The 25,760-nt window shown below is 64.1% G+C and carries 22 protein-coding genes; 19 read left to right on the top strand and 3 right to left on the bottom strand.

The window, feature by feature from the left end; all coding sequences use genetic code 11:
- Positions 1-170: 170 nt before the first annotated feature.
- The 14 genes from mnmG to glmU all read left to right on the top strand — a co-directional run bounded on the left by mnmG (position 171) and on the right by glmU (position 13,596).
- Positions 171-2,066 (top strand): tRNA uridine-5-carboxymethylaminomethyl(34) synthesis enzyme MnmG, encoded by a 1,896-nt coding sequence (gene mnmG, locus DOM56_RS02810; RefSeq protein ID WP_110707375.1) that lies wholly within the window; start codon positions 171-173, stop codon positions 2,064-2,066.
- The gene (gene rsmG / locus DOM56_RS02805) at positions 2,063-2,710 is read left to right on the top strand and encodes a 16S rRNA (guanine(527)-N(7))-methyltransferase RsmG (protein WP_110707374.1); all 648 of its coding nucleotides are present in this window, start codon (positions 2,063-2,065) and stop codon (positions 2,708-2,710) included. Before mnmG ends, rsmG begins: the two co-directional genes overlap by 4 nt.
- A 111-nt stretch (positions 2,711-2,821) precedes the next feature.
- Entirely contained in the window at positions 2,822-3,589 is a 768-nt protein-coding gene (locus tag DOM56_RS02800) for a ParA family protein (RefSeq protein WP_110707373.1), read from the top strand.
- 28 nt (positions 3,590-3,617) lie between these two features.
- On the top strand, positions 3,618-4,532 hold the full coding sequence (locus DOM56_RS02795) for a ParB/RepB/Spo0J family partition protein (RefSeq protein ID WP_110601660.1): 915 nt from the start codon (positions 3,618-3,620) through the stop codon (positions 4,530-4,532).
- Between the two features lie 234 nt (positions 4,533-4,766).
- Positions 4,767-5,177 carry a F0F1 ATP synthase subunit I gene (locus DOM56_RS02790; protein WP_110707372.1) on the top strand — a complete coding sequence of 137 codons (411 nt, stop codon included), beginning with the start codon at positions 4,767-4,769 and terminating at the stop codon, positions 5,175-5,177.
- Positions 5,178-5,180: 3 nt separating this feature from the next.
- The gene (gene atpB / locus DOM56_RS02785; protein WP_110707371.1) at positions 5,181-6,047 is read left to right on the top strand and encodes a F0F1 ATP synthase subunit A; all 867 of its coding nucleotides are present in this window, start codon (positions 5,181-5,183) and stop codon (positions 6,045-6,047) included.
- A 74-nt stretch (positions 6,048-6,121) separates the two neighbouring features.
- Positions 6,122-6,370: a F0F1 ATP synthase subunit C gene (atpE, locus tag DOM56_RS02780; RefSeq protein ID WP_011508579.1), complete on the top strand. Its 249-nt coding sequence runs from the start codon at positions 6,122-6,124 to the stop codon at positions 6,368-6,370.
- 67 nt (positions 6,371-6,437) lie between these two features.
- Complete coding sequence (locus DOM56_RS02775; protein WP_110601664.1) at positions 6,438-6,908, top strand: F0F1 ATP synthase subunit B; 471 nt, start codon at positions 6,438-6,440, stop codon at positions 6,906-6,908.
- An 11-nt stretch (positions 6,909-6,919) separates the two neighbouring features.
- The gene (locus DOM56_RS02770; protein WP_110601665.1) at positions 6,920-7,462 is read left to right on the top strand and encodes a F0F1 ATP synthase subunit delta; all 543 of its coding nucleotides are present in this window, start codon (positions 6,920-6,922) and stop codon (positions 7,460-7,462) included.
- Between the two features lie 16 nt (positions 7,463-7,478).
- Positions 7,479-9,023 carry a F0F1 ATP synthase subunit alpha gene (atpA, locus tag DOM56_RS02765; RefSeq protein ID WP_110707370.1) on the top strand — a complete coding sequence of 515 codons (1,545 nt, stop codon included), beginning with the start codon at positions 7,479-7,481 and terminating at the stop codon, positions 9,021-9,023.
- Between the two features lie 81 nt (positions 9,024-9,104).
- The gene (atpG, locus tag DOM56_RS02760; protein ID WP_110707369.1) at positions 9,105-9,995 is read left to right on the top strand and encodes a F0F1 ATP synthase subunit gamma; all 891 of its coding nucleotides are present in this window, start codon (positions 9,105-9,107) and stop codon (positions 9,993-9,995) included.
- 81 nt (positions 9,996-10,076) lie between these two features.
- A complete protein-coding gene (atpD, locus tag DOM56_RS02755) occupies positions 10,077-11,456 on the top strand; it encodes a F0F1 ATP synthase subunit beta (protein ID WP_110601669.1) in 1,380 nt (459 codons plus the stop codon).
- Positions 11,457-11,632: 176 nt separating this feature from the next.
- Positions 11,633-12,058: a F0F1 ATP synthase subunit epsilon gene (locus tag DOM56_RS02750; RefSeq protein WP_110601671.1), complete on the top strand. Its 426-nt coding sequence runs from the start codon at positions 11,633-11,635 to the stop codon at positions 12,056-12,058.
- 161 nt (positions 12,059-12,219) lie between these two features.
- Positions 12,220-13,596, top strand: a complete 1,377-nt coding sequence (glmU, locus tag DOM56_RS02745; protein ID WP_110707368.1) for a bifunctional UDP-N-acetylglucosamine diphosphorylase/glucosamine-1-phosphate N-acetyltransferase GlmU — start codon at positions 12,220-12,222, stop codon at positions 13,594-13,596.
- Between the two features lie 429 nt (positions 13,597-14,025).
- On the opposite strand, the gene DOM56_RS02740 is transcribed toward glmU, so the two are convergent.
- Positions 14,026-15,114 carry a DUF1615 domain-containing protein gene (locus tag DOM56_RS02740; protein ID WP_110707367.1) on the bottom strand — a complete coding sequence of 363 codons (1,089 nt, stop codon included), beginning with the start codon at positions 15,112-15,114 and terminating at the stop codon, positions 14,026-14,028.
- Complete coding sequence (gene argE / locus DOM56_RS02735; RefSeq protein WP_110707366.1) at positions 15,111-16,283, bottom strand: acetylornithine deacetylase; 1,173 nt, start codon at positions 16,281-16,283, stop codon at positions 15,111-15,113. Before argE ends, DOM56_RS02740 begins: the two co-directional genes overlap by 4 nt.
- Before the next feature lie 260 nt (positions 16,284-16,543).
- On the opposite strand from argE, the gene kdpA reads away from it, so the two are divergent.
- The 5 genes from kdpA (at position 16,544) to DOM56_RS02705 (ending at position 24,622) form a co-directional block, all read left to right on the top strand.
- Entirely contained in the window at positions 16,544-18,286 is a 1,743-nt protein-coding gene (kdpA, locus tag DOM56_RS02725; RefSeq protein WP_110707365.1) for a potassium-transporting ATPase subunit KdpA, read from the top strand.
- A gap of 67 nt (positions 18,287-18,353) precedes the next feature.
- Complete coding sequence (gene kdpB / locus DOM56_RS02720; RefSeq protein WP_280951274.1) at positions 18,354-20,384, top strand: potassium-transporting ATPase subunit KdpB; 2,031 nt, start codon at positions 18,354-18,356, stop codon at positions 20,382-20,384.
- Between the two features lie 18 nt (positions 20,385-20,402).
- Positions 20,403-21,053 (top strand): potassium-transporting ATPase subunit KdpC, encoded by a 651-nt coding sequence (gene kdpC, locus DOM56_RS02715; RefSeq protein ID WP_110707363.1) that lies wholly within the window; start codon positions 20,403-20,405, stop codon positions 21,051-21,053.
- A gap of 49 nt (positions 21,054-21,102) precedes the next feature.
- A complete protein-coding gene (locus DOM56_RS02710) occupies positions 21,103-23,922 on the top strand; it encodes a sensor histidine kinase KdpD (protein ID WP_110707590.1) in 2,820 nt (939 codons plus the stop codon).
- A complete protein-coding gene (locus DOM56_RS02705) occupies positions 23,915-24,622 on the top strand; it encodes a response regulator (RefSeq protein ID WP_232822146.1) in 708 nt (235 codons plus the stop codon). The genes DOM56_RS02710 and DOM56_RS02705 overlap by 8 nt, the downstream gene beginning before the upstream one ends.
- 7 nt (positions 24,623-24,629) lie before the next feature.
- On the opposite strand, the gene DOM56_RS02700 is transcribed toward DOM56_RS02705, so the two are convergent.
- Entirely contained in the window at positions 24,630-25,661 is a 1,032-nt protein-coding gene (locus tag DOM56_RS02700; protein WP_157958140.1) for an FAD:protein FMN transferase, read from the bottom strand.
- Positions 25,662-25,760 lie beyond the last annotated feature (99 nt).

The following is a 25,760-nucleotide window of genomic DNA, read 5'->3' as shown; positions in this document are numbered from 1 at the left end:
TTACCCACAGGAGGTTTATACTGGGCGGCTTTCGTGGCCACCGAACCCTCCGGGGCCGTGCCATCGCCGTCGTGAACAGGACGGTAAAATCGGCCTAGCCGATTTCGTGATCCATTCATCGTCGGTGCCCGCTCGAGCCAAAGCGCTGCGGGCACCTCGTGAGGTAAACCGTGGAGTATCCCGACCGTTTTCAGGTCATCGTGATCGGCGGTGGCCATGCCGGAACCGAAGCCGCGCTGGCGTCGGCACGAAGTGGTGCCCGTACGCTGCTGCTGACGCACAACATCGAGACCCTGGGCCAGATGTCCTGCAATCCCGCCATCGGCGGGATCGGCAAAAGCCATCTGGTCAAGGAGATCGATGCCCTGGGTGGGGCCATGGCCCAGGCTACCGACCTGGCCGGCATCCAGTTTCGCGTGCTCAACTCACGCAAGGGCCCGGCGGTTCGGGCTACCCGAGCCCAGGCCGATCGCGTCCGCTACAAGGCCGCCATTCGCGGCATGCTGGAAAATCAGCCCAATCTCACGCTGTTCCAGCAGGGCGTCGACGATCTGGTTGTGGAAAACGAGACCGTCGTCGGCGTCACCACCCAGACCGGCATTCGCTTCATGGCGGACACCGTGGTGCTGTGTACCGGGACCTTCCTGGGCGGTGTGATCCATATCGGTCTGGATCACCATGCCGGTGGTCGCGCCGGCGATCCGCCGGCCAATGCGCTGGCCCAGCGGCTGCGAGCGCTCCCGTTCCGGGTCGATCGGCTGAAGACCGGCACGCCACCGCGGATCGATGCCAAGAGCGTCGATTTCTCCAGGCTCGAGCGCCAGCCCGGCGACACGCCGCTGCCGGTGATGTCCTACCTGGGCACCCGCGAGCAGCACCCGCGTCAGGTCGATTGCCACATCGCCCACACCAACGAGCGTACCCACGAGATCATCTTCGCCAATCTCGATCGTTCGCCGATGTACTCCGGCGTGATCGAAGGCGTGGGCCCGCGTTACTGCCCGTCGATCGAGGACAAGGTCCACCGCTTCGCCGACAAGACCAGCCACCAGGTCTTCGTCGAACCGGAGGGCCTGGATACCCACGAGCTCTATCCCAACGGGATCTCCACGTCACTGCCATTCGATGTCCAGCTGCAGGTCGTGCGCTCGATCGAAGGGCTGGAGAACGCGCACATCACGCGGCCAGGTTATGCGATCGAGTACGATTTCTTCGATCCGCGGGATCTCAAGCACTCGCTGGAAACCAAATTTATCCACAACCTGTTCTTTGCCGGCCAGATCAACGGCACCACGGGTTACGAGGAAGCCGGCGCCCAGGGGCTGCTGGCGGGGCTCAACGCCGCTCGCCGAGCGCTGGGCGAATCGGTCTGGTGGCCGCGTCGCGACGAGGCGTATCTCGGGGTGCTGGTCGACGACCTGATCACCATGGGCACCCAGGAGCCCTACCGCATGTTCACCTCGCGGGCCGAGTATCGTCTGCTGCTGCGTGAGGACAACGCCGACCTGCGCCTCACCGCCATCGGTCGCGACCTGGGGCTGGTCGACGATCACCGCTGGTCCGCCTTCGAGACCAAGCGCGACAAGATCGAGAACGAGAGTGCTCGCCTGCGTGCGACGTGGATCCAGCCGAAGACCGAAGCCGGTCAGCGTGTCGCCGAAAAGCTCGGCCAGCCGCTGGCGCGTGAATACAGCCTGATGGATCTGCTCAAGCGCCCCGAACTCGGTTACGCGGACGTTGCTTCGCTCAAGGGCGAGGCCGTCAGCGACGAGCCGGTCGCCGAGCAGGTGGAGATCGAGGCCAAGTACGAGGGTTACATCGCGCGGCAACAGGATGAGATCGATCGCCTGCGTCGGCACGAAGCGACGCCGCTGCCCGACTCGCTGGACTATGCCAGGGTCGAGGGGCTCTCCAACGAGATTCGCCAGAAGCTCGAACAGGCGCGCCCGCAGACCCTGGGCCAGGCCGGGCGGATCTCCGGCGTCACGCCGGCCGCGGTGTCGATTCTGCTGATCCATCTCAAGAAGCGGCGATTGATCGACGACAGCCGGGCCTTGAGCGCATGACCCCGAGCTGTGAACGGATTCTCGATGAGGGACTGGCGGCGCTGAAGGTCCCTTGCGACGCCGGTCAGCGTCAGCGACTGCTGGCGCTGCTCGCGCTGTTGCACAAGTGGAATCGCGCCTATAACCTCACCGCAGTACGCTCGCCCGAGGCGATGGTCAGCCGTCATCTGCTGGACAGCGCCAGCGTCGCCTTCGCCGTGGGTGGCACCAACTTGCTGGACGTCGGCTCGGGACCGGGTTTTCCGGGACTGGTATTGGCGATTCTGGATCCCGGCCTCCAGGTCACGTTGTTGGACAGTAACGGCAAGAAAGTCCGTTTTCAGCGCCAGGCGGTGATGGAACTGGGGCTCGTGAACGTGCGCTGCGAGCAGGTTCGGGTCGAATCCTTCGACGCCACGTTCGACCAGGTCATCTCGCGCGCCTTCGCCGCACTGGGGGATTTCATCGGGCTTACCGAGCCGTTGCTGGCCCAAGGCGGCGAGTGGCTGGCGATGAAAGGGGGCCTGGAACCCCGGGAACTCGAATCGTTGCCGCCCCATGTCGTGGTGCGCGAGCAGCTTGCCCTGGCGGTGCCCGGCGTGGACGACGTCGAACGCCAGTTGCTCCGCCTCGGGCGGGACGAGCAGGCGGGCCATCGCCAGTAGGCTCGTCATGGGCCAGACGTGAGGAACACCGGCGTCGTCGACGCCGGGCCGGATCAGCGCCAGCGGATCGCTCGCGATCCACAGGATCAGTCTCGACGAAGGGAGTCGCCAGTGACCAGAATCATTGCATTGACCAACCAGAAGGGCGGCGTGGGCAAGACGACGACCGCGGTCAATCTGGCGGCTTGCCTGGCGGCCCTCGATCGACGCGTATTGCTGATCGATCTCGACCCCCAGGGCCATGCCACCATGGGCAGCGGCGTCGACAAGCACGACCTCGACGGCAGCGTCCTCGACGTGCTGCTCGGCGACAAGAGTGCCGCCGAGGTGATCATCGACTGCGCGGTGGCCGGCTACGCACTGCTGCCGGGCAACGGTGACCTGACCGCCGCCGAGGTCGATCTGCTCGATCGCGATGGCCGCGAACGCGTGCTTCAGACCGCGATCCAGACCGTTGCCGCCGACTACGACGTGGTGATGATCGACTGTCCCCCGTCCCTCAACATGCTGACGGTCAATGCGCTCACCGCCGCTCACGGTGTATTGATCCCGGTCCAGTGCGAATTCTATGCGCTGGAGGGACTGTCAGCGCTGCTCGACACCGTCGAGCAGATCCAGGAGAGCGTGAACCCCACCCTCGAGATCTTCGGCATCGTGCGAACCATGTACGACCCGCGCAATAGCCTGACCCGCGACGTCAGCAAGCAGCTCGGCCAGTATTTCGGCGATTCTCTACTCAAGACCACCATCCCGCGCAACGTGCGGGTGGCGGAAGCGCCCAGCCACGGCGTGCCCGTCACCAAGTACGCGCGGCTCTCGCGTGGCAGCCAGGCGCACCGCGTCCTGGCCAAGGAACTGATTCGCCGGCTGGCGCTGTAATGACGATGACTGCTGCGAGGAATACCCCATGACGACGCGCAAACGCCCGCTGGGCCGCGGTCTCGATGCCTTGATCGGTTCCAGTGCCCGTCGCCGCGACAGCCTGTCGCCGGAGTCGGGTTCCGACAAGCCCTCGCCAGCCCAGGCGCCGCCGGAGTTCGATGCGTCCGAGGAGCGGCTCGAGCGCCTGCCGTTGCGACAGCTGACCCGCGGCAAGTACCAGCCGCGGCGCGATATCCAGCCCGAGGCATTGGAAGAGCTGGCCGATTCGATCCGCGCTCAGGGTGTCATGCAGCCGATCGTGGTGCGACAAATTGGCGCAGAGCGTTACGAGATCATCGCCGGCGAGCGCCGCTGGCGAGCGTCGCAGCTGGCCGAGCTCGAGACCATCCCCGCGGTCATTCGCGAGGTCAGCGACGAGGTCGCCCTGGCGCTCGCTCTGATTGAGAACATTCAGCGCGAGAACCTCAATCCGGTCGAGGAGTCGATGGCGCTCAAGCGTCTGCTCGACGAGTTCGAATTGACCCAGCAGCAGGTGGCCGATGCGGTCGGTCGGTCGCGGGCCCAGGTTGCCAATCTCCTTCGCCTGCTGGCGCTGGATCCGCAGGTGCTGACGCTGCTCGAACGTGGCGATCTGGACATGGGCCACGCCCGTGCCCTGCTGAGCCTGCCGGCCGCCAAGCAGCGCCATGCGGCTCATGAAGTCGTGGCTCGCGAGCTCACCGTTCGCCAGACCGAGGCCCTGGTCAAGCAGATTGCCAGTGGCCAGACCAAGGCCGATGCCAAGAAGCCGCCGGCGGACGTCGGCCGGCTCGAGAATCGTCTCGCCGACCTGCTGGGCGCGCCGGTCAAGATTCACCACAACAGTTCCGGCAAGGGACGAGTCACCATCCGTTACACCAGCCTCGATGAGCTGGATGGCATACTCGGGCACATCCGCTGAATCCGCATCGGCCTCCAGCGTCTCGAGCGACCAAAACATTTAGCGCGTTAACGGAATTTACGCACTTTTCGTGATCGTTTGCTCAAGGAGACGCCTCAGATCGGTGCAGGTTCGGTTGAAGCGGCATGACCGCTTCTCTATAATCCGCCGAGATTTGCCAGGCTGACGCCGAACGCAGACAGCGCACGCGGAAATGTCACTTTCATCCCAGGACTCAACGGCGAGACCGACGCCATGCAACCAGCGGCACCGGCCAAGCTTCCCAGACCGCGAATCGCGGGGTTGATCCTGTTACAGTGCGGCGTGGTGATGGGGCTGGTCCTCATCGGTTGGGGGTTCTGGGACCGCGGGACGGCGTTTTCCGCTTTGACCGGTGGTCTCGTCGCCGCCATGCCCAACGCCTTCTTCGCCTGGCGCGCCTTTCGCTATCAGGGGGCGGCGCAGGCGAGATACATCGTCAAGAGTTTCTACCACGCCGAGGCCGGCAAGTTCGGTTTGACGGCGGCACTGTTCACGCTGGTGTTCGTGACCGTGCCCCCCTCAAACCCCGCTTTCTTCTTTGGCGCTTATGTCGTGACGCTGCTGGCGCACTGGTTGGGGCCCTGGCTCCTGCGCCGCCCGTCACACATTCAATCTCGAGGCTGAACCATGGCTGGCAACAACATGACGAGTACGGAGTACATCCAGCACCATTTGCAGAACATGACCTATGGTCTGCATCCGGAAAACGGCTGGTCGATGGCTCATTCCGCTGCCGAGGCCAAGGCCATGGGATTCTGGGCCATCCACGTCGATACCATGCTGTGGTCGATCGGCCTCGGGGTGCTGTTCCTGTACCTGTTCCGCCTGGTCGCCAAGCGCGCTTCCACCGGGGTACCCACCGGACTACAGAACTTCGTCGAGATGATGGTGGAGTTCGTCGACAGCTCCGTGCGCGAGACCTTCCACGGCAAGAGCCGCCTGATCGCGCCGCTGTCGCTGACGATCTTCTGCTGGATCTTCCTGATGAACATCATGGACCTGGTACCGGTGGACTTCCTGCCGATGCTGGCGCAGAAGATCGGCGCCTGGTTCGGTGCCGACCCGGCCCACGTCTATTTCAAGGTCGTGCCCACCACCGACGTCAACGCCACGCTCGGCATGTCGCTCTCCGTCTTCGCGCTGATCATTTTCTACTCCATCCGTACCAAGGGCCTGTCCGGTTTCGTCGCCGAACTGACGTTGCACCCTTTCAGTACGTCCAATATCTTCGCCCAGATCCTGTTGATTCCGGTCAATTTACTGCTTGAACTCGTTACCTTGTTGGCCAAACCGATCTCGCTGGCGTTACGACTGTTCGGCAACCTCTACGCCGGCGAACTGATCTTCATCCTGATAGCCATGGTCGGCTTGTGGCAGCTGCCGCTGCACTTCCCGTGGGCGGTGTTCCACATCCTGATCATCACGCTGCAGGCCTTCATCTTCATGATGCTCACCATCGTCTATCTCAGCATGGCGACGGAAGAGCAGCATTGAGTAGCGTTTCCCGTTAACCCCTGACCCTTAGCAAAACTCGACTGAGCAAGACTCGACTGAAACTGGAGAGAACCATGGAAGCACAAGTTCTGGGCATGACCGCGATTGCCGTTTCCCTGCTGATCGGCCTGGGTGCCCTCGGCACCGCTATCGGCTTCGGCATCCTCGGCGGCAAGTTTCTGGAAGGCGCCGCGCGTCAGCCGGAAATGATCCCGCAGCTGCAGGTCAAGATGTTCATTGTCGCCGGCCTGCTCGACGCCGTGACCATGATCGGTGTCGGTATCGCTCTGTTCTTCACCTTCGCCAATCCGTTTGTCGGTTAACGTCGCCTCAAGGCCCTCGAGGCCCCGGTGACCCTAACCCCAAACCCGTGACGCGAGAGGTGCTGGCGTGAATCTGAACCTTACACTGATTGGTCAGGCCATTGCCTTTGCCGTCTTCGTCTGGTTCTGCATGAAGTATGTATGGCCGCCGGTCATGCAGGCGCTGCAGGAACGACAGAAGAAGATTGCCGATGGTCTGGATGCAGCCAGCCGTGCGACCCGTGATCTCGAACTGGCTCAGGAAAAAGCCGAAGAGACACTGCGGGAGAGCAAGGAGCAGGCGCAGCAGATCCTGGAACAGGCCAACAAGCGGGCCAATCAGATCGTCGAAGAAGCCCGTGACAACGCGCGGGCCGAAGGCGAGCGCATCATCGAGAGCGCTCGCAGCGAAATCGATCAGGAGATCAATCGCGCGAAGGAAGAGCTGCGTGCCCAGGTATCGCTGCTGGCCGTGGCCGGCGCCGAGCGTATCCTGGAGTCCTCCATCGACGAAGCCAAGCATCGTGAGCTCGTCGACAAGCTCGCTGCCGAGCTCTAAGGAGGCGCACCATGGCTGAATCGTCTACCGTCGCTCGACCCTACGCCAAGGCGGCGTTCGAGTTCGCGCGCGATAACAAGGCGCTCCAAGCGTGGTCCCAGAGTCTGTCACTGGTCGCTCAGGCGGCCGGTGACACCGATGTCCGTGAACGCATACTCGGCAACCCGCGGCTGACCTTCGAGGACAAGACCCGGCTGCTGCTGGAAGTCTGCGAAGACCAGCCCTTCGACGAGAGCGTGGGCAACTTCCTGCGCCTCGTCGGCGAAAAGGGGCGTCTGGCTGCGTTGCCCGACATCTTTGACGAGTTCGAGGCGCTGCGCGCCCAGGAAGAGAAGCGGGTCGATGTCACCATCGTCTCCGCCTTCGAACTGGACGATGCGCAGCAGAACGTGCTCGCCGAGGCTCTGAAGAAGCGCCTTAATCGTGAAATCTCCATTACCACTCAGGTGGACCGCGAGCTGCTAGGCGGCGTGATCCTGCGTACCGGCGACACCGTCATCGACGGTTCGGTACGCGGTCGATTGCAACGTCTGCGCGAAGCGCTCACCGCCTGAGTTCGAGGGACATGGCATGCAGCAACTGAATCCTTCCGAGATCAGCGACATCATCAAGCAGCGTATCGAAAAGCTGGATGTCGCCTCCGAGGCCCGTAATCAGGGCACCGTCGTCAGCGTCGCTGACGGCATCGTCCGCATCCACGGCCTGGCCGACGCGATGCTGGGCGAAATGATCGAATTCCCCGGTGGCGTCTTCGGCATGGCGCTCAACCTCGAGCGCGACAGTGTCGGCGCCGTGGTCCTGGGCGACTACCTCGAGCTCGAAGAGGGCATGACCGCGCAGTGTACCGGTCGTATCCTCGAAGTGCCGGTCGGTCGCGAACTGATCGGCCGCGTGGTCGACGCACTGGGCAACCCGATCGATGGCAAGGGCGACATCGACGCCAAGATGACCGACGCGATCGAGAAGGTTGCGCCGGGCGTCATCACGCGCCAGTCGGTCGACCAGCCGGTGCAGACCGGGCTCAAGTCGATCGACGCCATGGTGCCGATCGGTCGTGGCCAGCGCGAGCTGATCATCGGCGATCGCCAGATCGGTAAATCCGCCGTGGCGATCGACGCGATCATCAACCAGAAGGGTACGGGGATCACCTGTATCTACGTGGCCATCGGTCAGAAGCAGTCGACTATCGCCAACGTGGTGCGCAAGCTCGAACAGCACGGCGCCATGGATCACACCATCGTGGTCGCCGCCGGCGCCGCCGATCCGGCCGCCATGCAGTATCTGGCGCCCTACGCCGGCTGCACCATGGGCGAGTACTTCCGCGACCGCGGCGAAGACGCGATGATCGTCTACGACGATCTCTCCAAGCAGGCCGTCGCCTATCGTCAGATCTCGCTGCTGCTGCGTCGTCCGCCGGGCCGTGAAGCCTATCCGGGTGACGTCTTCTACCTCCACTCGCGTCTGCTCGAGCGCGCCGCGCGCGTCAACGCCGAGTACGTCGAGAAGTTCACCAACGGTGAAGTGAAAGGCAAGACCGGTTCGTTGACCGCACTGCCGATCATCGAGACCCAGGGCGGCGACGTTTCCGCGTTCGTTCCCACCAACGTGATCTCGATCACCGACGGCCAGATCTTCCTCGAGACGGGGCTGTTCAACTCCGGTATCCGTCCGGCCATCAACGCGGGTCTGTCGGTATCGCGTGTCGGCGGTTCGGCCCAGACCAAGATCATCAAGAAGCTCGGCGGCGGTGTACGTCTGGCCCTCGCCCAGTATCGCGAGCTGGCCGCGTTCTCGCAGTTCGCGTCCGATCTTGACGAAGCGACCCGCAAGCAGCTCGAGCACGGTCAGCGCGTCACCGAACTGATGAAGCAGAAGCAGTACTCGCCGTTGTCGGTGGCCGAGATGGGCGTCACGCTGTACGCCGCCAACGAAGGCTTCCTGGACGACGTCGCGGTCGACAAGGTGCTGGATTTCGAGCGTGCCCTGCACGACTACATGAAGTCCGAGCACGCCGATCTGCTCGACAAGATCAACCAGAGCGGCGGCTACGACGACGAGATCCAGAAGGGTCTCAAGTCGGGTCTCGAGTCGTTCAAGTCCACTCAGACCTGGTAAGTGGCATGGCCCGCCTTCTTGTCCACGGACGAGAGCGGGCCGGCCCGCCCGACTGAGCGGCATGAATCAGGGTGATCCGAGATGGCAGCTGGAAAAGAGATCAAGTCCCAGATTGGGAGCATCAAGAACACGCAGAAAATCACCAGCGCCATGGAAATGGTCGCTGCGTCGAAAATGCGTCGGGCTCAGGAGCGCATGGCGGCTAGCCAGCCCTATGCCAAACTGATCCGCCGGGTGGTCGGCCACGTCGCCAAGGCCAATCCGGAATACCGTCACGACTACATGATCGAACGCGACGTCAAGCGCGTCGGTTATATCGTCGTTTCCAGTGATCGCGGGCTCGCCGGCGGCTTGAACGTCAACATGTTCAAGGCGGTGGTCAAGCACGCACGGGACTGGGACCAGAAGGGCGTGGGCGCCGATTTCGCGGCGATCGGCAGCAAGGCCGGTGGTTTCTTCCGCAAGCGCGGCGGCAACCTGCTGGCAGCCAAGAAAGGTCTTGGTGATGCGCCGGAAGCCCAGGATCTGGTCGGTAGCGTCAAGGTGATGCTCGATGCCTTCGATGAAGGCAGTCTGGATCGGCTCTACGTGGTGTACAACGAATTCGTCAACACCATGAGCCAGAAACCCGTCGTGCGTCAGTTGCTGCCTCTTGAGGCTGTCGACAACGAAAACGATGGGGAAGAACAACCCGGTTCCGGCGACACGCACAAAAGCTGGGACTACCTGTATGAGCCGGATGCCAAGACCCTGCTCGATCACCTGCTGGTTCGCTACGTCGAATCCCAGGTGTACCAGGCCGTGGTGGAGAACGCGGCTTGTGAGCAGGCCGCGCGCATGATCGCGATGAAGAACGCGACCGACAACGCCGGCGATCTGATTGACGATCTTCAACTGGTGTACAACAAGGCGCGTCAGGCGGCCATTACCCAGGAAATTTCGGAAATCGTCGGTGGTGCCGCGGCGGTATGACGACATCGCCGTCTGCGTGACGGCGATCTCGAGTACGGCTTGGCCCAACAGGTTTCATTTGCAGGTTTACGAGGAACCACTATGAGCGGACGTATCGTACAAATCATAGGCGCGGTGGTTGACGTAGAATTCCCGCGGGACGACGTTCCCAAGGTCTACGACGCGCTGACGGTCTCGGGTAAAGAGGCCGTTCTCGAAGTGCAGCAGCAGCTCGGTGACGGCGTGGTTCGCGCCATCGTCATGGGCTCCAGCGAAGGTCTCCAGCGCGGCATCGAAGTGGTCAACACCGGTGCCCCGATCTCCGTACCGGTGGGTACCGAGACGCTGGGTCGTATCATGAACGTGCTGGGTGAGCCGATCGACGAGGCCGGCGACATCGGTTCGGATGCCAAGCGCATGCCGATCCACCGCCAGGCCCCCGGCTACGCGGATCAGGCCGCCTCCAGCGATCTGCTGGAGACCGGCATCAAGGTCATCGACCTGGTCTGCCCGTTCGCCAAGGGCGGCAAGGTCGGCCTGTTCGGCGGCGCCGGTGTCGGCAAGACCGTCAACATGATGGAGTTGATCCGTAACATCGCCACCGAGCACAGCGGCTACTCCGTGTTCGCCGGTGTCGGTGAGCGTACGCGTGAAGGTAACGACTTCTACCACGAGATGGACGAGTCCAACGTTCTCGACAAGGTCGCGCTGGTCTACGGCCAGATGAACGAGCCCCCGGGCAACCGTCTGCGCGTCGCTCTGACCGGCCTGACCATCGCCGAGAACTTCCGTGACGAAGGTCGCGACGTGCTGCTGTTCGTCGACAACATCTACCGCTACACCCTGGCCGGTACCGAAGTGTCGGCGCTGCTGGGTCGTATGCCGTCGGCGGTGGGCTATCAGCCGACCCTGGCCGAAGAGATGGGCGCCTTGCAGGAGCGTATCACCTCGACCAAGACCGGCTCGATCACCTCCGTCCAGGCCGTTTACGTGCCGGCTGATGACTTGACCGACCCGTCACCGGCCACCACCTTCGCCCACCTGGATTCCACCGTGACGCTGTCGCGCTCCATCGCCGAACTGGGTATCTACCCGGCCGTCGATCCGCTCGACTCCACGTCTCGCCAGCTTGATCCGCTGGTAGTCGGCGAAGAGCACTACAACACCGCTCGCGGTGTCCAGAACGTGCTCCAGCGCTACAAGGAGCTCAAGGACATCATCGCCATCCTCGGGATGGACGAGCTCTCCGACGAAGACAAGCTGGCCGTGGCCCGGGCGCGTAAGATCCAGCGCTTCCTGTCGCAGCCGTTCTTCGTCGCCGAGGTCTTCACCGGTGCACCGGGCAAGTACGTGTCGCTGCAGGAAACCATCCGTGGCTTCCAGGGCATTCTCAACGGCGACTACGACGACATGCCCGAACAGGCGTTCTACATGGTCGGCACCATCGACGAAGCCGTCGAGAAAGCCAAGAGCATGAAGTAAGGGAAATGCTGAATAAATCGACGAACAGGATGAAGCGCAAGGCGCACGGAGCGCAGAAGGCGAGACATAACATGGGGTTAGGCGAGTCTTCGAGCACCGTGCAACGCAGCGATTCGCCTGTGCAGTCATTTATGCAGTGTTTCCTAAGCCTGCAGACTCCCGGGAGATAAATCGCTATGGCCACATTTCAGTGTGACATCGTCAGTGCCGAGAAGGAGATCTTCTCGGGCAACGTCGAGCAGCTCATTGCTGCCGGCGTGGCCGGCGATCTGGGTATCCTGCGCGGTCACGCGCCGCTGCTGACCGAGCTCAAGCCCGGTCCGGTGCGCGTGATCCAGGAGAACGGCGAAGAAGAGCTCTACTACGTCACCGGCGGCTTCCTCGAAGTGCAGCCGGACGTGGTCTCGGTGCTGGCGGATACCGCCACCCGAGCCAGCGATCTCGATGAGGCGGAAGCCGAGCAGGCGCGGCAACATGCGCTGGCCTCGCTCAACGAGAAACAGAGCGAGCTCGACTACGCACGAGCCTCCGCCGAACTGGCCGAAGCCTCCGCTCAGCTGCGCACGCTGCAACAGCTGCGCCGCAAGGGCGGTCGCGGCTGACGCGCCAGGCGCCCAGGCAGCATGTGCTGATGGCAATACCCGAAGGCGACTCCCTGGAGTCGCCTTTTTCATGCCTGGAGGCCAGACGATCGGATTCTGTCAGGCTGCCTCCGACACGCTAGAATGACGCCCGGTTTTCATTGATCAGAAGGAAGAACGCCATGACTCTCGACGTCGTGATACTGGCCGCCGGCCAGGGCTCCCGCATGCGCTCGAAGACGCCGAAGGTGTTGCACAAGCTGGCGGGGCGTTCCCTGGTTCAGCACGTCGTCGACACGGCATCGGGGCTGGAGCAGGCGCGGCTGCACATGGTCATCGGTCATGGCGGCGAGATGGTGCGCCAGGCGTTGTCGACGCCTGCGGACCGTGAGCTCGCCTTCTGCGAGCAGGCCGAGCAGAAGGGCACCGGGCACGCCGTGGCGCAGGCGCTGGATAGCCTCGGCGACGGCAAGGTGCTGGTGCTCTACGGCGACGTGCCGCTGATCCAGGCCAGAACCCTCGAGACTCTGCTCGAGGGCGTCGACGAGCGTCACATGGCGCTGTTGACGGTGACCCTCGAAGACCCGACCGGTTACGGCCGCATCGTGCGTGACGGCAAGGGTTCGGTCGTCGCCATCGTCGAGCACAAGGATGCCGACAACCAGCAGCGCGCCATCCGCGAGTGCAATACCGGGATCATGGCGATGACCGCCACCCAGCTCCGGCGCTGGCTGCCCGAGCTCTCCGCCGAGAACGCCCAGGGCGAGTACTACCTGACCGACGTGATCGCCATGGCCGCCGCCGACGGTGTCGAGGTCACCGCCAGCCAGCCGGGTTCGCCGGTGGAGGTCGAGGGCGTCAACGACCGTCGCCAGCTCGCCTCGCTTGAGCGGGCCTTCCAGCGCCGTCAGGCCGATCGTCTGATGGCGGCGGGCGTGGGGCTGGCCGATCCCGAACGCTTCGATCTACGTGGCGACGTCACCGTCGGGCGCGATATCCAGATCGACGTCAACGTGATCCTCGAAGGCCAGGTGATCCTGGAGGATGACGTCGTCATCGGCCCCAACTGCGTGATCAAGGACAGCGTGCTGCGTCGCGGCGCCGTGGTGAAGGCCAACAGCCATCTGGAAGGCGCCGAGATGGGGGAGGAGAGCGATTGCGGGCCCTTCGCCCGGCTGCGCCCCGGCACCCGGCTCGGCGCGCGTGCCCATGTCGGCAACTTCGTCGAGACCAAGAACGCCAGCCTGGGCGAGGGCGTCAAGGCGGGCCATCTCAGCTACCTGGGGGATGCCGAAATCGGCCGCGACACCAATATCGGCGCCGGCACCATCACCTGCAACTACGACGGCGCCAACAAGCATCTCACCCGGGTCGGCGAAGCCGTGTTCGTCGGCTCCAACAGTTCGTTGGTTGCACCGGTCGCCATCGGCAACGGCGCCACCATCGCCGCGGGTTCCACCATTACCCGCGAAGTGAAAGATGACGAGCTGGCAATTGGGCGCAGCCGTCAGGTGGCCAAGCCCGGCTGGCAGCGCCCGGTGAAGACGCCGAAGTCTTGATAGGTTCGGGCCCTCGCTCGGGGCTTATTCACTTCAGACGAGATTACGACTGACGAGAGCTTTACGGCTGTCGTCGTCGTGACTGCGAGGGGCAGGCCCCTCGCGCTCCCCTTTTTCGCGCCACAGGCTCAAGAAACCCCGAGCGATCTTCGTCAGCGCTTCGGGTCGGCGCGCAAGGACGTCCCTGTCCCGGCGCTCCTCTAGCGACCTGCTTCGCTAAAACATCCTGTCCCGCTTGCAGGCCGGAGCTGGCCATCCATGGCCAGCTCGTTCGGCGAACCAGACATCACTCAGATGTCTAGTTCGCCTTACCCATGTCGATAGACCCGGCTCGCCGAATATCGCTCGGGTTGAGCCTGGAAGGCGCTATCGGATGGTTTCTTTCCGGCGACTGGAGAAACTTGCCGTTCAGATTTCAAATATTGGACATCACCGCCTCATGCACTGCTGCCAGCGGTCATCGACCCGCTTGGCGAACCATGCCGTGGTCAGGTTGCGGGTGATCTTGGGGCTTTCGAGCTTGATTCCCGGCAGGCGTGCGTAGGGGATGGGCTGACCTTCCTGCTGTAGCGCCAGCGAATAGACCTTTTCGTAGAGCGCGGTCCGTTCGAAATCGAGGGAATCCTCTTTCTCCAGCGCATCGCGGATTTCACCGTCGTCCATATCCAACTGACGCTTCAAGGCGCGTACCGCCAACTCGGTCTGCCCGGCCTGACGCGAGCCGGGGATGATCAGGTCGCCGTCGAGGGCGAGTGGAACCCCGGAAAGCTGGGTGACGGCGGCCTGGAAGGCGGCGTTGCGGCTGGCGTACCAGCCGGCATTGAAATCGGCGAAACGGTAGATCGGCTCGTCGTAGTTGGCCGGATAGCCGAGCAGGTGGGCGATGCCGAAGTAGAGTCCGCCGCGCCGGGTGAACACCTCGTGACGGATCGAGCCGTCGATCGGGTAGGGGTAGTCGTCGGCGTGCTCTTCGGCGAAATCGACGCTGACCTGCATCGGGCCGCCGGTGTGCACCGGGTTGAGGCTGCCGAACAGCTCCCGGCCGAGCGGCGCCATGTCGATGAAATCCTCGAAGATCTCGCTCATCTCGCGCTCGGTGGTGATGTGATCGAGGCGCTCGTTGTAGCTCTCTCCGGTGGGTGATTCGAGATTCAACCCGGCAGTCACCAGGAAACCGGGGATATGTAGCGCGCTGGCCCGGCGCTCGATCTCCTGGCGGGCGATGACGGATAGATTGGGCACGCTGGGATCGGCGTCATAGGTCGATTCCTGCTCGATCACCGCCAGCGTGGCGCAGAGGTTGTCCTTCGTCGCGGGCAGGTTCTGGGCCGAGAAGGCGGCGGTGATGTCTGTCGCCCAGCCGTCGCGGTCCTCGGTCGAGGCCGGTATCAGGCCGACCAACTCGGTTTTTACCGCTGCCGGGCGCTGCTCGAAGCCGGGCTGCGGTGGCTGGGTGCTGCAGCCGACCAGCAGTGTCAGGCCAAGGGCGGATGCCCAGCGAAGTCGCCCGGGAATCATGAATCTCCTCGTGCGCCGAGATGCTTCACCAGCCGCTGCAGCATCGCGTCGCAGCGTTCGAGCTGCTCGATGGCGATGAACTCGTCCGGCTTGTGGCCCTGGTCCATGCAACCGGGGCCGCACACCACGGTGGGAATGCCGGCCTCGTGAAACAGTCCGCCCTCGGTGCCGTAGGCGACCGTGCCGAAGTCATCGCGATCCGCCAGGGTGGAGATCAGTCGCGCCACGTCGCTCGAGGCCTCGGTGGTCAGCCCCGGATACGCCTGCAGCGGCTCGAAGCGAATGTCGGTGTCGGGCTCGACGGCGCGCATGCGCGGGAGCAGCTCGGTGTCGGCGTAGTCGCGCATCTCGCGCTCGACCTCACCGGCATCGAAGCCTGGCAGAGAGCGCACTTCCCAGTCGAAACGACACTCCGACGGCACGATGTTGAGCGCCCGGCCGCCCTCGATCACGCCGGTCTGCACGGTCGAGAAGGGTGGATAGAAGCGCTCGTCGTGATGGGCCGGATCGGCCAGTCGTTCACCGATCTCGGTGAGCTTGGTGATCATCTTCGCCGCGGTCTCGATGGCGTTGACCCCTTCCGGTGCATAGGCGGAGTGGCAGGGCGCGCCCTTCACCTGGCAGCGCACGCCGAGTTTGCCCTTGTGGCCCAGCACCGGCTTGAGTTCGGTCGGCTCGCCGATGATGCAGGCGATCGGCCGATGCGGCCTGTCCTCCAGCATCGAGATGATCGAACGCACGCCAAGGCAGCCCACCTCTTCGTCATAGGAGAACGCCAGATGAATCGGCGTCTCGAGTTCGGCCGCCTTGAAGCTCGGCACCGCCGCCAGCACGCAAGCGATATAACCCTTCATGTCGGTCGATCCGCGACCGTAGAGCTTGCCGTCCCGTTCGGTCATCTCGAAGGCTGGTACGGTCCACGGCTGGCCATCCACCGGCACCACGTCGGTGTGTCCGGAAAGCACCACGCCGCCACGGTCGGCGGGGCCGATCGTCGCCCACAGATTCGCCTTGCTGCCGTCCTCGTTGTGGATCAGTTCGCTATCGATGCCCTGCTCGGCGAGGTAATCGCGCACGAACTCGATCAGGGCAAGGTTGGAGTCGCGGCTGACGGTGGCGAAGCCGATCAGCTTCTCGAGGAGCGCTTGGCTGTTCAAAGAGGTCGACATGACGCTTGTCCTTGTGAAGTCGGTGGTCATCGGTAGTCGATGATGCCGCCCGCCGGTTCGTTGTGCCACCTGGCTTGGTATTTTTACGTTTTCTTGACGCCTTGCGCCGACTTTCCTCATCGAATTTTTACGCCCCTCGACTCGACACTGAGCACCTCTCGAACGAGGAGGTAACTCATGTCCTACCTGATGCTGGCGATCGCCCTGGTGACCGCCGTCTATTTGCTGGCGACACTGTGCTGGCCGGAGCGATTCTAGCCATGAACGCGATGATGCTCTGCTATGCCCTGCTGATCGGATTGGCGCTGCCACTCGGGCTCTATATGGGCCGCGCGCTGGATACGGATCGGTCCACCGTGATGGATCGCCTGTTCGGACCGATGGAATCGGTCCTGATGCGCCTGGCCGGGGTCGACGGCCGCGTGTCGATGACCTGGTCGGCCTATCTGCTGGCCGTGTTGAAACTTCACCTGCTGTTGATCGGGCTAGCCTGGCTCGTCTTCATGGGCCAGGGCTTGCTGCCGCTTAACCCCGATGGCATCCCCGGCATGAGCTGGGATACGGCGCTTCACACCGCGGTCTCGTTCGCCACCAACACCAACCAGCAGCACTACTCGGGCCAGGCGCAGCTCTCCTATCTGAGCCAGACGCTCGCCATCGTCACGCTGCAGTTTCTGACCCCGGCGACCGGGCTGGCGGTTCTGCTCGCCATCACGCGTACGCTGCTCCGGCGCCAGACCACCAGCACGACCGTCAGCACCAGTACGCCCGCCGGGCGCGGGATGGGACGCGACTCGGTCGGTAACTACTCGGTCGGTAGCTACTACGTCGACCTCACGCGGATCGTGGTGCGGGTGCTGCTGCCGCTATCGCTGGTGGTGGCGCTGGTCCTGGTGTGGCAGGGCGTGCCGGCCACCTATCAGGGAGCGCAGAGCGTGACGATGCTCGATGGAGGCGCGGCACAGGTCATTCCGCGCGGCCCGGTGGCGCCGATGGTGGCGATCAAGCAATTGGGCACCAACGGTGGCGGCTGGTATGGCCCCAATTCGACCGTGCCGCTGGAGAATCCGACCGGATTGGCGAATCTCGTCGAGACGATCGCGCTGCTGCTGATTCCGGTCGCAACGCTGATCGCCGTCGGCGTCATCAGCGGCCGTCGCCGACTGATGATGGGTATCGGCGCGGTGATGATCGCGTTCTCGTTGATCACCACCACACTGATCGTGGTGTCGGAACGCCAGCCCAACGCCGCGCTGGCCGGACTCGCCGTCGCCGGCAGCCCCAATCTCGAGGGCAAGGAGCTGCGCTTCGGCAGCGACCTCTCCGCGCTCTGGGGCAGCTGGACGACTCAGACCTCCAACGGCTCCGTCAACGCCATGCACGACAGCTTCAACCCGCTGGGTGGCCTGGGGCTGCTGATGGACATGTTCGTCAACGTCACCTTCGGCGGCATCGGCGTGGGCTTGATCGGCTATCTGCTCTACCTGATGCTGGCGGCGTTCATCGGTTCGCTGATGATCGGCCGCGCCCCGGAACTGTTCGGCAAGCCACTGGAGACCCGCGAGATGCGCTGGATCTCGCTGGCGATTCTGGCGCAACCCCTGATCATCCTCGGATTGACCGCCATCACCGTGGCGTTTCCCGCGCTGACCGGCAATTCCAATCCTGGCTTTCATGGGCTCTCGCAGGTGCTCTACGAATACACCTCGGCATTCGCCAACAACGGCTCCGGCTTCGAAGGACTCGGCGACGGTACGCCATGGTGGAACCTGGCCTGCGTGCTGGCGCTGGCGGTTGGCCGTTTCCTGCCGATGCTGGTGCCGCTGGCGGTGGCCGGATGGTTGATGGAAAAACGCACGGCGCCACAAGGGCGCGGCACCCTGTCGCTGGAGGGTGGTGCGTTCGTCGGCCTGACCGCGGGTGTCATCGTCATCGTCAACCTGCTCGGTTTCCTGCCCGCGCTGGTGCTGGGTCCGATCGCCGAGCAGTTGACCCTGCCCTGATGAATCGCGTCGACGGAAACGGAATTGACGGAGCGGGACTGGTGGAAACGGGATCGAGGAAAGAGACATGGCAATGATGCAAACACACGAAGCCTCCCAAGGTCTGCGCGTTCGACCGCTGACCCTGCTGGGAGAATCCCTGCGCCGGTTGAACCCGCGCAGTCTCGCGCGCAATCCGGTGATGGCGGTGGTCGCCATCGGCACCCTGGTTTGCGCGCTCTATACCGGCATGGCGTTTGCCGAGGATGGCGGTCAGGGAACGTTCGCGCTGATCGTGACCCTGGTCCTGCTGGCGACGGTGCTGTTCGCCAACGCGGCCGAAGCGATGGCCGAAGCGCGCGGGAAGGCACACGCCGGTAGCCTGCGCGCCACCCGCGGTGAATTGAAGGCACGGCGTGTGACCAAGAACGGCGAAGAGACGGTCGCCGCCGATCAGCTGCGCCGGGGCGATCGGATCCGGGTGATCGCCGGAGAGCTGATTCCTGCCGACGGTGAAATCATCCAGGGTGCCGGTTCGATCAACGAGTCCGCCGTCACCGGCGAGTCGGCACCGGTACTGCGTGAGGGGGGCACCGATAACAGCGGCGTCAGCGCCGGCACCAAACTGCTCTCCGACGAGCTGATCATCGAGGTCAGCGTCGACCCCGGCGAGTCGCTGCTCGACCGCATGATCGCGCTGGTGGAAGGCGCCAGCCGCCAGAAGACACCCAGCGAACTGGCACTCTCCGTGCTGCTGTCGACGCTGACGCTGATATTCCTGATCGTCGTGGTCACGCTGGTACCGATGGCGCTGTTCGTGGGGATCGAGACTTCGACGGTGATGCTGGTGGCGTTGCTGGTGTGTCTCATCCCCACCACCATTGGCGGGCTGCTGCCGGCCATCGGCATCGCCGGCATGGAGCGTGCCATGCGTGCCAATCTGGTCGCCAAATCGGGCAAGGCGGTGGAGATTGCCGGCAGCATCGACACCCTGCTGCTCGACAAGACCGGCACGATCACGCTCGGCGACCGTCGTGCCACCGAATTCGCGCCGTGTCAGGGGGTCGACCTGACACGACTGCGGGAGATCGCCGGTGTCTGCTCGCTGCAGGATCCGACCCCGGAAGGGCGCTCCATCGTCGTGCTGGCGCGCGATCAGGGCGCGACACTGGATTCGCCGCAGAACGCCGAGGTCGTGCCGTTTTCCGCGATGAGTCGGGTTTCCGGTCTCGACTTCGCCGATGGTCGATGCTGGCGCAAGGGCGCGCCCAACGCCATCGCCCGGCTGGTACAGGAAGCGGGAGGCCGCGTGCCGGGGGATTTCGAGGCGCTGGTCGAACGCATCTCGCGACATGGTGCCACGCCGCTGGCGGTGTTGGAGGGCAACGTGTTGCTGGGCGTGATCGCGCTGTCGGATGTGATCAAGACGGGGATCGCCGAGCGGTTCCAGCAACTGCGCGAGATGGGCGTGAAGACGGTGATGATCACCGGCGACAACCCGATCACCGCCGCCGCGATTGCCGCCGAAGCCGGCGTCGACGACTACATCGCCGAAGCGACGCCGGAGCGCAAGCTCGAACTGATCCGTGAGGAGCAGGCCGCCGGTCGGCTGGTGGCGATGATGGGCGACGGCACCAACGATGCCCCGGCGCTGGCCCAGGCCGATCTGGGGCTGGCGATGAACTCCGGCACCCAGGCAGCGCGGGAAGCGGCCAACATGGTCGATCTCGATTCCGATCCCGGCAAGCTGCTCAGCGCGGTGGAGATCGGCAAGCAGCTGCTGATCACCCGCGGGGCGTTGACCACCTTCTCGCTGGCCAACGACGTCGCCAAGTATTTCGCGATTCTGCCGGCGATCTTCGCCGCCAGCGTGCCGGCGCTGGGCGGTCTCGACGTGCTCCACCTGCACTCGCCGCAGTCCGCGGTGCTGTCGGCGGTCATTTTCAATGCGCTGGTGATACCCGCGCTGATTCCGTTCGCCCTGCGTGGCGTTCGCGTCCACGCGGCATCCGCCAGCGCCATGCTGCGACGCAACCTGCTGATCTACGGTCTCGGTGGCCTGTTGCTGCCATTCCCCGCCATCAAGCTGATCGATCTGCTCATCGGTCCGCTGTTCTGAGATTTCTGGAGACTTGCCATGTCAGTCACTGATTCCCGTCACGACGTTTCCGCTCATGGTGCCCAGGGTGATCCCCATGAGGCCTCTCACGCTGCCCAACGGTCCGCCGGCAACGGCAGCTGGCTGACGGCAGTCCGCTTCAGCCTGCTCATGGCAGTGGTGCTCGGTCTGCTCTATCCGCTGGTGGTGGTCGGATTGGGCCAGTTGGGATTTTCGCATCAGGCCAACGGCAGTCTGCTGGCCGATGCGGAGGGTCGGGTCATCGGCTCGTCGCTGGTGGGTCAGCGATTCACCAGCGAACGCTATTTCCAGGGTCGACCTTCGGCGGTGGATTACGCGGCCGGCGCGGTTGGCGGTTCCAACCTGGCGCCGAGCAACCCGGCACTGCGGGAACGCGCCGAGGCCGACGCCGGGCAGATCACCGCCCGCGACGGCGTCGAGCCGGGCCGGATACCGGTGGACCTGCTGACCGCTTCTGGATCAGGCATCGACCCGGCCATCAGCCCCGAAGCGGCGGCCATCCAGGTCGATCGTGTCGCGCGCGCGCGCGGCCTGCCCCCTTCGGCTGTCACTGCGCTGGTCGAGCGCTATAGTGACAGCGGCGGCTGGCTCGGTCAGCCGACCGTCAACGTGCTGGCACTCAATCTGGCACTGGACGCTATCGAATGAGATCGAGACGCGTCCGCTACCCTGAAGCGGATTGTCGGAGATCGAAACCGTGAATCATTCCCGCGAGGTGCAGCGCCCCGATCCGGACGCCCTGTTGGCAACGACGCGGGCCGGTCATGACGGATCGCTGCGAATCTTTCTCGGCGCTGCCCCCGGCGTGGGCAAGACGAGCGCCATGTTGCGCACCGCGCGGGAACGTTTCGACGCCGGGGGCGACGTGCTGCTGGGCGTCATCGAAGCACACGGCCGCGATGAGACCGAACGCCTTTGCGACGGGCTGCCGAGTCTGGCGCTGACGCCCAGGGAACGTCATGGGCGCACCTTCCATGAATTCGACCTAGACGCTGCGCTGGCGCGTCGACCGCAGATCCTGCTGGTCGACGAACTGGCCCATCGCAATATTCCCGGCGGTCGTCATGCCCGGCGCTGGCAGGATATCGAAGAGCTGCTCGATGCAGGTATCGATGTCTGGACCACGCTCAACGTCCAGCATGTCGACAGTCTCAACGACGACGTGGCGCGGATTACCGGTATTCGGATGCGCGAAACCGTACCCGATCGGCTGATCGCTCGAGCCCGGGACATTTCGTTGATCGATCTCACGCCGCAGGAGCTGATCGAGCGCCTGCAGCAGGGCAAGGTCTACGTGCCGGAACAGGCGCGGACGGCGCTGGAGCACTATTTTTCGCCTGGCAACCTCACTGCGCTGCGTGAACTGGCGCTACGGGTGATGTCGGATCGCCTCGACAGCGACGTGCGCCAGGTCATGGATGCCAGCGGCGTGGCGGGCCCCTGGCCGGTGCGGGCAAAACTGTTGGTGGCGGTGAAAGGCAAGCGTAGCGATCACGGACTGCTGCGGGCTGCCAGCCGCTGGGCCCAGCGTCACCAGGCACCCTGGCAGGCCGTGCAGGTCACGCCGCTTCGCGATGTCGATCCCGCCACGGCCAGCGAGTCGAGCAATCTGCGCCAGCAGACCGAGCAGTTGGGCGGGCGTTGGGAAACTCTCAGCGGTGACGACCCGCTGGCGGAGCTGTTGGACCACGCGGCACGCCACAACATCACCGCCTTGATGATCGGGCGGGCGACTTCACGGCGACAGGCGTGGTGGCAACCCGTTTGGTGGCGATCGGGATGGCGACGACCGCTGGTCGACCGGCTGCTTTCGCGGCGCCCGCCGTTCGATCTGATCGTGCTGGCCGACGAAGAGGCGATGACGCGGCCCTCTCGCCCCCGCTGGCGACCACCATTGGCGCGGGAGTGGCTGTGGCCGCTGGTGGGCACAGCGCTGGCGGCGCTGGCAGCCCAACTGCTCTCGACCCAGGTCGAACTGGCCAATCTGTCGCTGATCTTCCTGGCTGCCGTCCTTGCCAGTGCGCTGCGCGCGGGCACGCGCTCGGCGATGCTGGCGGTGGTTTTCAGCGCTCTGGTCTACAACTTCCTGTTCACCGAGCCGCGGTTCACGCTGGCCATGATCCATCAGGATCAGGTCCTGACGGTGCTGATCTTCTGCCTGGTAGCGGTGGTCGCGGGCCAGCTGGCGGGCAAGGTGCGGCGGCAGTTGAGCGAACTTCGGCAAAGTCGCCATCGGATCCAGGAGATGCTGTCGATCTCACGCTCGTTGGCGAGTGCGGCCGATCACGCCCGCGTTCGCGACATTGCGGTCAAGGCGCTGGCCGACCCGCTCGGGCTGCCCTGCGTGTTCGTCGAGGGCGACGATGCTGCCGGACCGCCCCGGGTCACGGCCTCCCACCCGGGACAGATTGCGCTCGAACCCCCTGCGCTGCAGGCGTCGCGATGGACGCATCAGCATGCGCGGCCGAGCGGTCACGGCACCCAGACCCTGAGCGCGCAGCGCTGGCGGTTCGTCCCCGTCGTCGGAAACGACACGCTACGCGGCGTGCTGGGGCTGGCGCTGGGGGATCGCGAGCGTCCGCTCGATGCCGCCGAAGAGGCGCTGATCGACAATCTGGTCAACCAGCTGGGCAGCGCGCTGGACCGCACCCGGCTGGTCGCCGATCTCGGCACCGCGCGGCTGGCCGAAGAGAACGAACGTCTGCGCTCGGCACTGCTGTCGTCGGTCTCCCACGATCTGCGCACGCCGCTGGCCTCGATCATCGGCTCCGCCAGTTCGTTGCGGGAGCTCTGGTCGCAGCTGGCCGAAACCGACCGCCAGGAACTGCTCGACGGCATTCTCAGTGAAAGCGAACGACTCAATCGCTACATTCAGAACCTGCTAGACATGACCCGGCTGGGTCATGGCGGACTGAAGCTCGAGCGAGACTGGGTCGCGCTATCGGATATCATCGCCTCCGCCCTCAAGCGTCTCAAATCGGTGGTCGAACCGCTGACGGTCGAGCGTCATCTTGGCGCCGACCTGCCACTGCTATACGTCCATCCGGCGCTGATCGAACAGGCATTGATCAACGTGATCGAGAACGCCGCGCGATTCTCACCCCAGGGTGGGCGATTGCGCATCTCCGGTGCCAGGGAGGCCGATCAGGTGGTGATCCATGTCACCGACCAGGGGCCGGGTATCGACGAGGCGCTGCGAGAACGCATCTTCGACATGTTCTTCAGCGGTGGCGAGGGCGACCGCGGCCCACAGGGCAGCGGTCTCGGACTCGCGATCTGTCGGGGCATGGTCGGTGCCCACGGTGGCGAGATCAGTGCTGGCCCGGCGGACTGGGGGCAGGGCACCGATATCCAGATCCGGTTGCCGATCTGGGAACCTCCCGCCAGCGAGGTGCCCGCGGAGGGGCAGCATCAGCCTTCGGGGAATGCAGTGGAGAATGACGTGACGGCGATAGAGAATGGCGGGACGGCCATGGAGAATCGCGGCAACGCGGTCGAGAGGAGCAGGAATGAGTGATTCGGCGATGGGGGAACGCGGGCCGCGCATTCTGCTGATCGAGGATGAGCGTCAGATCCGTCGTTTCATGCGAATCAGCCTGACCTCTCAGGGGTTCGAGGTGATCAAGACGGAAGACGGCAATACAGGCATGGCGGCGTTCAATCATCAGCGCCCCGATCTGGTGCTTCTCGACCTGGGGCTGCCGGACGTGGATGGCATGGAAGTGCTCGATGCGCTGCGTGCCCAGAGCGAGGTGCCGGTGCTGGTGGTATCGGCACGTGCCAGCGAAGCGGAGAAGGTGGCCGCGCTGGATGCCGGCGCCAATGACTACATCACCAAACCTTTCGGCATTCAGGAACTGCTGGCGCGGGTACGGGCCGCGCTACGCACGACCACACCCGGCACCCTCGGCGAGGGACTGAAGCTCGGCGAGCTGACCATCGATCTGGCTCGACACCGGATCGTTCGGGGCGAAGAGGCCGTCCATCTCACGCCACGCGAGTTCAGCGTGCTGGCGATGCTGGCACGCCAACCCGATCGTGTCGTCACTCAGCATCAGCTGCTGGCGGAGATCTGGGGTCCGGTTCACGTCCACGACACCCACTACCTGCGTATCGTCGTCAGCCGTCTGCGCCAGAAGCTGGGCGACGATCCCGACGCGCCACGGCTGATCCAGACCGAAGCCGGCATCGGCTATCGACTCGGTTCGTTCGGTTAGGTCGATTTCACTTCATCTCCTTCACGAGCCCGGACTCGACCAGCGCCGGGCTGCGGCTTTCGATCAGCTTTCCGTTCCGATCCTCTCGAATGAACAACACCGCCAGATGTTGCTGGCGTGCCACCTGCATGCCCGCCTGCTGCCCCAGACACAGCATGGCGGTCGCCCAGGCGTCGCCGACGCGCGGATCGGTTCCGATCACGCTGGCGGAGACCAGATCGTGGCTGACCGGTGATCCGGTACGGGCATCGAGAATGTGCGAATAGCGATGGCCTTGCGCATCGAAAAAATGGTGGTACGTCCCTGAGGTATTGATGGAAACGCCATCCTCGCCGGTTATCTCCAGCACTTTCTGTACCGCGAGGTTGCCCGGCGATGGGCGTTCTATCGCGACCTTCCAGCGGCTGCCATCCGGTTTGTGGCCCCTGATCAGCGTGTCACCGCCGAACTCGATCAGGTAATCGTGAACGCCGGCGTTCTCCAGTACGCGCTGCAGGCGCCAGAGGGTATAACCCTCGCCGATGGATGACATATCGATGGAGAGTGCCGGCAGCGTCTTGCGTATTCGGCTACCGCCTTCATCCAGCGTGACGTGGTCATAGCCAGTCTCGGCAAGCGTCGCATCGATCTGCTGTCGGTCGGGAGGCTGGAATTCGTCCGCCCGGAAACCCCACAGGTCGAACAGCGGCGCGATCGTCGGATCGTAGCATCCCCGGGAATCGCGATGGACGGTCCGGGCGATCGCCAGCAGCTGCGTTACCTCCGGCGGCAAATCCTGCCAGTCGGTGGAGCGACTGCGATTGAAGCGCGCGATCAGCGAGTCATCGCGATAGTTGGAGATCCACAGGTCGATCTGCTCCAGAGCCTGGTCAAAGGCTTGCTTCACCCGATCGCCGTCGACATCACCCTCGGTCCACCAACTGATATGAAAGGAGGTGCCTTCGGCATCACCCTGATACTTCTGGATGTCGGGTGGCCGCGAACATCCTCCGATGACGATCAGCACGAAAGTCAAAACAACGGCGTGGAAACAACGCATCGTGAACATTCCTTGCGGGGCGATCAACTTCAGGGAGGGGCCATTTTCGCAGATCTGCGGTTCAAAGACGCTCTTGCGCTTACCGATTTCCTTGACAAA

The organism is Salinicola sp. CR57 (genome assembly GCF_003206585.1).
GTDB classification, from domain to species: domain Bacteria; phylum Pseudomonadota; class Gammaproteobacteria; order Pseudomonadales; family Halomonadaceae; genus Salinicola; species Salinicola lusitanus.
The sequence above is the reverse complement of the archived record's forward strand: the minus strand, read 5'-3'. Positions and strand labels throughout refer to the sequence as shown.